This window comes from Streptomyces sp. NPDC007162 (genome assembly GCF_040634175.1).
Classification (GTDB): domain Bacteria; phylum Actinomycetota; class Actinomycetes; order Streptomycetales; family Streptomycetaceae; genus Streptomyces.
Window position 1 is genome coordinate 1 of record NZ_JBEYFC010000424.1, and the last position, 7,851, is coordinate 7,851.

Consider the following 7,851-nt stretch of genomic DNA (forward strand, 5'->3'; position numbering starts at 1 on the left):
GGCACGGAGAACGCAGTCTTTACTCGGCGTTCATTGACAAGCCGCTCGACGCCTGGTTAGGGTCCGTAGCCGTCAAGCGTCTCTTTAAAAATGGGGGAAAGATGTTGGACAGCGTCATCGACGGCCGTATTTCCGAAGTGCTGAAGCAGATCGCGGAACTCCCGGAATCCTTCGAAATCACGGCCGATCAGGACCTCAAGACCGACCTGAACATCGATTCCCTCAAGCTGATCGATGTCGTCGTCCAGGTGGAGGCGGTCCTGGACATCGAACTCGGCGACGAATTCTCCCGCGACCTCGTCACGGTGGGGGACCTCCAGCGGCACGTGAGCGAGCAGGTCGGCGGCTGACCGTCCGCGCGTCCCGCCCACCCGAAGCATCGCCATGGAGAGTTGTGTTGTTTGAGTTCTGCCTGGGCCCGGTCACGCTGTGCGCACCTGGCTCGACGAACGGCACGGACGACCGTGAGGGCCTGCCGCCCGACTGGCATGAGGTGATCGGCACCGCCGGCGACCAGTTCCGAGACGCGTTCACCCGGACCTGCCTGTACCTCGTCCTCGGCGCCGAGGACGCCTCCGAGGCGCTCGCGGACGGCGGGACGCGCTCCGACGACACCGTGGTGATCGGCACGGAGTACGGCAACACCGCCGCGCTGACCCGGCTCCAGCTCCACGCCGCGGAGAAGGGGAAGCTGCTGTCCGCCCAGTACTTCCCCAACGCCACGTCCAGTTCGGCGTCGGCGTTCGTCAACCTGCGCATCGGCGCGACCGGCCGCAACATGACGATCAACGCGGGTGTCCTCACCCCGGTCGTCGCCCTGTGGCAGGCACTGTCCGCCCTGGAACGCGGACGCTCCGACGTCAGTCGGCTCCTCGTCGGCGACGTCTACGCGCCGGAGGCCGTCGCGGACGCCCGGCTCGACACGCCCGACGTGCCCTGCCGGGACGGCGTCGCCCACGCGTTCCTGCGCACCGGCACCGACCTCACCGCCGAGTTCGACTTCGGCGCCACCGGCACCCCGCAGCCGGGCCTGACGCGCACCGTCTGCAAAGCCGTTGCGCAAAGCACCGATGCCGGCGACGCGGCGCCGGTCGCCTTCGCGGAGCGCAACAGCGCCTTCGCCACCCGCGCCTTCCTGGACCTCGTCCACACCCTGCAACCCGCCGAGCGGGCCGTCCTCGAATGCCATGCCCCGGACGGCCGCCACGCCACCGTGACGGTGACCCGGAGACACGCGAACAGCACGGACAGGGGGTCCCAGTGAGCCAGGGAGCAGCAGGGGTGAACCAGGCAGTGGCAAGGGTCTTCATCACCGGTCTCGGCATCATCTCACCGGCCGGCGCGGGCGCGGCACCCTTCTGGCACGATGTGTGCGCGGGCCGCAACCGCTTCGTGGAACTGCCCCCGCTCTACGCCGGCATGAAACCCGGCATCCTCGGCGGCCGGGTACCGCAGGAGGCCCGCGAGACCGCTCTGGCCGAGGTGGACGCGGTCACCCGCGAACGCCCGCGCGCCGCCTCCCTGTTCGCGGAGTTCGCTGCGCTTGAGGCGCTGCGGGACGCCGGACTCGTCCCCGGCGGCCCGGCGCTGCGCAACGCCGTCGTCTGTGTCGGCAGCAGCGACGGCCAGGCCGAGGCGCTGGAGGACGTGGTCGCCGGGCGTCGGGGCATCGCCGAGACCGGCGGCTTCTCCAGCTACTCCATCGCCCAGGGCGTGGCGCGCACCGTCGGCGCCGCGGGCCCGGCCTATCTGCTCCAGAGCACCTGCGCCTCCGCGAACGTGGCGCTGTCCTGCGCACTGGAGATGCTGCGTGCGGGCGTCGCCGACACGGCGGTCGTCGGGGGCTGCGACCCCTACTCGGAGAAGAACATCATCGGGTTCAACACGCTGCAGGCCATCGGCTCCACGCCCTGCAAGCCCTTCACCAGGAGCCGGCGCTATGTCACGCCGTCGGAGGGCGCGGGCATGTTCGTCCTGCAGACCGAGCGCGCCCTGCGCCCGGACGCCACCCCCTACGCCGAGGTGCTGGCCACCGCTGTCAGCAATGACGCGAGCCACCCCACCGCACCCGACCGCGAAGGCGTCGCCGCCTGTCACCGCAGGTCGCTGGAGGAGGCCGGCCTGAAGGCCGACGACATCGACGTGATCTTCGCGCACGGCACCGGCAGCCGTGCCAACGACACCATCGAGGGCGGGATCTTCGCGGAGCAGTACCCGCGGGCGGCGGTCACCGCGATCAAGAGCACCATCGGGCATCTGATGGGAGCGGCCGGAGCTGCCGGGACCGTGGCGGCCTGCCTGGCGCTGCGCCACCGCCTGGTACCGCCGACCGCGGTCGACGCCGACGACGTGGAGCTGGACCTCAACCTGGTCACCGGTGCCCCGCTGGCCGTGCCGAACCTGCGGCACGTCCAGAACAACGCCTTCGGCTTCGGCGGCAACAACGCGATCAGCATCTTCCGGAGCGTGTCATGACGCTCCCCTCGTCCTTCACGGGCGAGAGCGCGGTCCTGCGGCTGACATTCGACGGCCCGCTCGCCGTCCTCACGATGCACAGCCCACCGATGAACCTGTTCGACGAGGCGATGTGGGCCGCGTGGGCGGACGCAGTGGCCTGGCTGACCGCCCACCCTCCGCGCGCCCTGCTTGTGCGCGCGGCGGGCCGCGTCGTGAGCGCCGGTGTCGACGTACGCGTCTTCGCCGGCCTCGATCCGGCGGACGCCGAAGCCTTCTGGCGAACGCAGTTGGGCATTGCACAGGCCCTGGAGGCGCTGCCCTGCCCCACCGTGTTCGCCGCGCACTCGCTGACCCTCACCGCCGCCTTCGAACTGGCCCTGGCCTGCGACCTCGTGGTCTCCACGCCGCAGGCCCGGTTCGGCCTGGTGGAACGGAAGATCGCGTTCACGCCCGCGATGGGTGGCACCCAGCGTCTGACCGAACGCGTCGGCCCGGCCCGAGCCCGTGAACTCGTCATGACCGGCGACCTGTACCGAGGGTCCGTGCTGGCCGACTGGGGCGTGGTCAACGCCCTCTTTCCCCCGGACTGCTTCGACGCCGACGCGCATGCCTACGCGATGCGTCTCGCCACCGGGCCCGCCCGGGCCCACGAAGCCACCAAGGCCGTCGTCCGCCGCTATCTCGACGGTGGCGTCCGCGCGGCCGATGCCGCCCTTCCCGCCCTCGCCGCAGCGGTGGCCGCGACCACCGACCACCGTCGCGCCGTCACCGCCTTCCTGACGGACGGCCCGGAACACGCGACGCACTACGAAGGGCGCTGACCGGTCCCCTTCAGGGATGTCTCAAGGGCCTCCACTGCGCGACACTGTTCCCCTAGCACTCGATGATGTTGACCGCCAGCCCGCCGCGGGCCGTCTCCTTGTGCTTGACGGACATGTGGACGGCTGTTGATCATGGGGTTAACCTGCGGATTTACTCTTCGCGGACTAGCGCTGAGTCATCTCGGGGACTTTTTGGGGACTCCTTACCGAGGGCCGCCTGCGAAGCGTCCGATGATACGTGACGTACTTGCGAGGGTTGGGTCCTTGGCGTCCACCATGAAGACATCCGACCGCTGTGTTGGACCCGCGCACTCGTAATGCGTAGCTCTCGGGTTCGAATCCCGAAAGTGGCTCTGTGGTGAACTCCAGGTCGGCCATCTGACCTGGGGGTTCTTGTCTCGGGTGACCTTGGAATCCGGGCTATTCGGGCATCTGTGGTCTACGTATCGCAATGACCAGGTCTGGGATCGACTGGCAGTGGGCGTTTCGGTCCACAGGGCTGTGAACTGGCTTTTTGTTCCGTGCTGCCGGTCGGCTCGGGTCTGTCGGCTTCGGCGTGGTGGCCATGCGTGCAGTGATTGTGCAAATGGATCCTGATCTGCCGTGCCGTCACGGGCGTGCTTGGGGCCGCAGGGTTGTGTCATCCGGACAATCCCGCGATCAACGCACTTCACCTGGGACACGATCGACAGGAGCCGCCGCAATGGTGTCAGCCAGTGGTGATGTCCACCGATGCAGGTCGCGGCGTCGGCTGGGCGGCCGGCGCCAGGACGGAACCGCGTTCCCGGGCGAGGAGCTCGACGATCTCGTGGAGACGGAACTTCGGGTCGGGAGCCTCGGTGATCATTTCGGTGAGCAGGTTGTTGAAGTCCTGCAGTGCGGAGCTGCCGAGCCCGGCCGCGTTCATCGCGGCGTGCCCTTCCTGGAGTTGCCCGATGATGCGGGCGGCCTCGGCGTTGACGGCGGTCGTCATGTCGGCACCTCCGCCCGCTCGTACCCGGTCTCGCAGAGGACGCGGGTGAGCGTGTCCCACACCTGGTCGGGGTCCCCGGTCTCCAGGATCATCCCGGCTGCCACGTCGAGGGCCTTGTCGATACGCCCGCCGTTGTTCTCCTTCTCTACATCGATAGCGCGCAGTGCGCGGACAACGTGGGGGCGGGCCGCCGCATGCGCGGCGGGCAGCCGGTCGGTGGCGTCCGCCAGGTCCCAGCCAGCCGGGACCTGGTACGCGGCCGGGCTGTCGTTGTAGGTGACGACCCTGGGAGTGCCTTTGCCGCTGCCCAGGTGGACGTCCAGGCGGAGCCGGGACGCTTCCCGGAACAGGGCGGTGATGCCCGGGCCCATGCCGTCGAGGATCACCTCGCGGACGGCGTACCCGTGCCGGCGCAGCGAGATGCGGGCGAGCCAGACGGCGGTGCCGGGGTTGGCGAGGTGCCTGTCGTAGACGAGGGTGGCGGTGCCGTCGGCGGGGCTGAGGTCGCGGATGTCGGCGGCCTTGCCAAGGGAGGTGGTTCCGCGTCGGATCGTGAGGGTGAGGTCGAGGGGGATCGTGGCGGTCACAGCGTCACCTCGGTCTGCTTGGCGGGGATACGGGTCGTGACGAACGGCGCTGGCAGACCAGGCACCGGTACCCCGAGCGCCTGGGCGAGCAGGTACCGGGCGACGGTGTCGTGCTCCAGTTCGTTGCGCCCGGTCGGCATGGTGAGCCGCAGCTCACCCGTCTTGCGCTGGACGATGACGGCGCCGAAGAACGCCCGGTCGGTGATCGGGGAGTCGGTGAGCGTCACGCCCAACTCGTTGATGAGCACGGGTAGGGGGGTGTCCATCAGGTGGTCGGCGGACGGCTTCGTGGCGGAGACGGTCACAGCGTCACCTCCGTGGCCTTGTCGGTGTACAGCTGGCGGAGGCGGAGGAAGATGTCGTCCGCGAGTTCCTTGGCTTTCTCCGGGGTGTACACGTCTAGGAGGGCCCTCCGCATCGCCTCGTCGACCGCCCCGGGGAGGACGGCGGCGAGCCGGTCGAGAAACGCGGTGGGGGTTGCGGCGGTGGCCTTGTCGAAGTCGGAGAAGGTCATACTGGCATCACGCCGTGGTGGGCGAGGAGGGCGCGTGCGGCCCACAGGCGGGTGGAGGGAGCCTGTCCGGCGGGGACAACGAGGAGACGGGTGGCGTCCTTGTGCTGCAGGTAGTGCCCGTACAGGCCGTCGAATGGACCTTCCCACTCCACGACCTGGATGCCATGCGCAGCGGTGAGCGCCTCGAACGCGGTGGTGGGGTCGTTGATGGCAGCCATGATGCGGGCGGAGTCCTGCTCGACACGGGCCTGCATTTCTGCGTCGGAATTGAGGGCTTCGGGCTGCAGAGGCAGAGAAGCTAGGTGCTTGGTGACGCCGACGGGAGTAACGCTTGTTGCTGTTTTCGCCATGCTCTTGCTCCTTCAACGCGGGAGTTGGGTACAGACCTCGGGACCGTTGCCGTAACCACCGGCCGAGGGCGTTCTGCTTTCGGTGGTAGTCGCCCTGGCGAGGGTGGAACAGACGTCCTTCTCCGTTCGGGGGCGCTGCCCCCGAGACCGATTACCTCCCTGCTGCGAAGGGCGTAAAATCCGCCTTTTGGCGATCTTGGGTGACTGCCAGGTGCTGACGAGGACCGCAGTATCGACGTCGACCGGTGCGGCCTCGGCGAACTCGACCTTGAGGCTCGGGGTGCAGGCCTTCATCGAGACGGGGCGAGGCCGTGGGCCTTGAAGATGCGGGTGATCTCGGCGAGGTCCGGGGCCTACCGCGAGGACGGGGTGCGGCAGACGCGCCATGTGCCGTAGGTGCCGGCGGGCAGCCTGTCGGGGACCTTCTTCGCGGCGCGCTCGCCACGGTCAGTGCCGCGGGCCTGGTCGGCGGCGCGCTCGTACTCGCAGGCGGTGGCCTCGATCTGCTCGACCGGGGGGATCTCGTCGACCTCGTCCAGGCCGGCCGGGTTCGGGGCCTCGACGATCGCGGTCTCGGCTTGGTCGGCAATGAGGGCGGCGGGGGCGACGCCGGAGCGGACCATGTCGGTGATGGTGCCGAGCTTGCCCCGCACCGGATGAACGGTGCGGGGGATGTGAGAAGAGCGTCTTCGCGTCGCAAGGGCGGTGCCCTGGACGCCCTTTTGTCGCCGGGTCCAGAACTGGAGTCCCGCCCGATGGGGCCCAGCCCGCCGCCGGGCCTTCCCGGGGCCAGAATGGGGCCGGAAGGACAGGGAAACCCCGGGACTGATCACCAAACCCCCGGGCACCCCAATGCGTGGAGCTCTTCAGTCGCGGTTTCGATGATCGTGCCCTCGCCGACCGGCTGCCGGGCCTCTTCCTGCTTCGGGGCGCGTTTTCTCAGACTCAGTGACTGTCGGGCGCCGGGTCCGGCAGGGGGAGTTCGTCGAGGTCGAGGGTGAAGGTGCGGCCGTCGGCCAGGGGAATGGGGAGCTTGCCTGTGCCGTATGCGCGGGTGTGGGCGGTGCTGTAGCCGCTGGAGGTGGGCTCGGTGTGCAGGACGACTTCCCGGGCGTAGGGATCCACGACGAGGTAGACGGGGATGCCGTACCGGCCGTACTTCGCGGTGCAGTCGTCGTAGTCCTTGCGGGCGGAGGACGTGGAGACGACCTCCGAGATCAGCAGGACGTCCTCGAAGCTGTAGCGCTTGCCTTCCTTGCGCGCGTCCTCGCGCAGGATGGCCAGGTCGGGGGCGGAGTTCTCGTCGGCGGGGAAGTCGATGTAGACGTCGGAGGTGACCTTCGCATGACGGCCGAGGGCGGCGGCCGAGTCGATCTGCATCGACCTGATGGTGCTCGAGTGCTCCTCGCTCTGCGGGGTCATGATCACCTTTCCGTCGGCCCCGAACAGGACCGTGTAACCCTTGGGGAACTCGGTGTGCACGATCGCGTCGACACTCATGAACGGTGCTCCTTCCCGTGTGCCGTCATGATACGGCGGTGAGCGCCGCACAACTGGACGGAACAGCAGGTGGGCGGACCCGGCAACGCGGGGTACGGACCTCTCCCGCCCGCCGTGATCGACAACGGCGACTTCCACGCGCACGGGGAAAACCACGGCCGACTCGAACACGAACGGCAGCACACCGCCCGCAGCAGCACTTCGTCTTCGGGGCGCGACCACCTCACGGTCGCTCACGCAACGACAAATACACCCTGCCATGGTGCGCGAGCGGCGTATCCAGCCTTGATCGCGTGCCGCGAACCCGCAGGTCAAGAGCCCCTTTCATAGGGACTTCCCGGGGACTTTTCAGAGACTTTCACGCCCGTCCCAGGGACTTCCCGGGGACTTTCCCCCGCGTAAGCAGGGAAGGCCCCGACAGCGCCGAAAGACACGAACGCGCTGGTCAGGGCCTGTATCCCTAACACTCGATGATGTTGACCGCCAGCCCGCCGCGGGCCGTCTCCTTGTACTTGACGCTCATGTCGGCGCCCGTGTCCTTCATGGTCTTGATGACCTTGTCCAGGGACACCTTGTGGGAGCCGTCGCTGGGCAGCACGGTGTAGGGGCAGAACGCGAAGTGCTCGGCGGCGATCGCCTCCGCCGTGTC

12 protein-coding genes are annotated in these 7,851 nt (G+C 68.6%); 4 read left to right on the forward strand and 8 right to left on the reverse strand.

Annotated features, from left to right (window positions below; genetic code table 11):
- The 4 genes from ABZ646_RS34725 to ABZ646_RS34740 form a co-directional block, all read left to right on the forward strand.
- Nucleotides 1-350, forward strand: a 350-nt coding sequence (locus ABZ646_RS34725) for a phosphopantetheine-binding protein (protein WP_360527991.1), incomplete at its 5' end; no start/stop codon positions are given.
- Nucleotides 351-397: 47 nt separating this feature from the next.
- Nucleotides 398-1,264 carry a beta-ketoacyl synthase N-terminal-like domain-containing protein gene (locus ABZ646_RS34730; protein ID WP_360527994.1) on the forward strand — a complete coding sequence of 289 codons (867 nt, stop codon included), beginning with the start codon at nucleotides 398-400 and terminating at the stop codon, nucleotides 1,262-1,264.
- A gap of 17 nt (nucleotides 1,265-1,281) precedes the next feature.
- Nucleotides 1,282-2,475, forward strand: coding sequence for a beta-ketoacyl synthase N-terminal-like domain-containing protein (locus tag ABZ646_RS34735; protein WP_360527997.1), 1,194 nt, complete (start codon nucleotides 1,282-1,284; stop codon nucleotides 2,473-2,475).
- Entirely contained in the window at nucleotides 2,472-3,278 is an 807-nt protein-coding gene (locus ABZ646_RS34740; RefSeq protein WP_360528000.1) for an enoyl-CoA hydratase/isomerase family protein, read from the forward strand. Before ABZ646_RS34735 ends, ABZ646_RS34740 begins: the two co-directional genes overlap by 4 nt.
- Before the next feature lie 709 nt (nucleotides 3,279-3,987).
- Here the strand turns inward: ABZ646_RS34740 and ABZ646_RS34745 are convergent.
- From ABZ646_RS34745 to ABZ646_RS34780, 8 genes are all read right to left on the reverse strand, one after another.
- The gene (locus ABZ646_RS34745) at nucleotides 3,988-4,251 is read right to left on the reverse strand and encodes a hypothetical protein (protein ID WP_360528003.1); all 264 of its coding nucleotides are present in this window, start codon (nucleotides 4,249-4,251) and stop codon (nucleotides 3,988-3,990) included.
- Nucleotides 4,248-4,838 (reverse strand): hypothetical protein, encoded by a 591-nt coding sequence (locus ABZ646_RS34750; protein WP_360528006.1) that lies wholly within the window; start codon nucleotides 4,836-4,838, stop codon nucleotides 4,248-4,250. Before ABZ646_RS34750 ends, ABZ646_RS34745 begins: the two co-directional genes overlap by 4 nt.
- Nucleotides 4,835-5,143, reverse strand: coding sequence for a hypothetical protein (locus ABZ646_RS34755; RefSeq protein WP_360528009.1), 309 nt, complete (start codon nucleotides 5,141-5,143; stop codon nucleotides 4,835-4,837). Before ABZ646_RS34755 ends, ABZ646_RS34750 begins: the two co-directional genes overlap by 4 nt.
- Nucleotides 5,140-5,352, reverse strand: coding sequence for a hypothetical protein (locus tag ABZ646_RS34760; protein WP_360528012.1), 213 nt, complete (start codon nucleotides 5,350-5,352; stop codon nucleotides 5,140-5,142). The genes ABZ646_RS34755 and ABZ646_RS34760 overlap by 4 nt, the downstream gene beginning before the upstream one ends.
- On the reverse strand, nucleotides 5,349-5,702 hold the full coding sequence (locus ABZ646_RS34765) for a hypothetical protein (protein ID WP_360528015.1): 354 nt from the start codon (nucleotides 5,700-5,702) through the stop codon (nucleotides 5,349-5,351). Before ABZ646_RS34765 ends, ABZ646_RS34760 begins: the two co-directional genes overlap by 4 nt.
- Before the next feature lie 353 nt (nucleotides 5,703-6,055).
- Complete coding sequence (locus ABZ646_RS34770) at nucleotides 6,056-6,355, reverse strand: hypothetical protein (protein WP_360528018.1); 300 nt, start codon at nucleotides 6,353-6,355, stop codon at nucleotides 6,056-6,058.
- A 292-nt stretch (nucleotides 6,356-6,647) separates the two neighbouring features.
- Nucleotides 6,648-7,202 (reverse strand): Uma2 family endonuclease, encoded by a 555-nt coding sequence (locus ABZ646_RS34775; RefSeq protein WP_360528021.1) that lies wholly within the window; start codon nucleotides 7,200-7,202, stop codon nucleotides 6,648-6,650.
- A gap of 460 nt (nucleotides 7,203-7,662) precedes the next feature.
- Nucleotides 7,663-7,851: L-serine ammonia-lyase, iron-sulfur-dependent, subunit alpha (locus ABZ646_RS34780; protein ID WP_360528024.1), on the reverse strand; the 189-nt coding region annotated here is incomplete at its 5' end.

Excerpts from the sequence above, each read along its gene's own strand:
- ABZ646_RS34775 (WP_360528021.1), bottom strand. The coding sequence starts at position 7,202 with ATGAGTGTCGACGCGATCGTGCACACCGAGTTCCCCAAGGGTTACACG.
- ABZ646_RS34745 (WP_360528003.1), bottom strand. The coding sequence starts at position 4,251 with ATGACGACCGCCGTCAACGCCGAGGCCGCCCGCATCATCGGGCAACTC.
- ABZ646_RS34740 (WP_360528000.1), top strand. The coding sequence starts at position 2,472 with ATGACGCTCCCCTCGTCCTTCACGGGCGAGAGCGCGGTCCTGCGGCTG.
- ABZ646_RS34760 (WP_360528012.1), bottom strand. The coding sequence starts at position 5,352 with ATGACCTTCTCCGACTTCGACAAGGCCACCGCCGCAACCCCCACCGCG.
- ABZ646_RS34765 (WP_360528015.1), bottom strand. The coding sequence starts at position 5,702 with ATGGCGAAAACAGCAACAAGCGTTACTCCCGTCGGCGTCACCAAGCAC.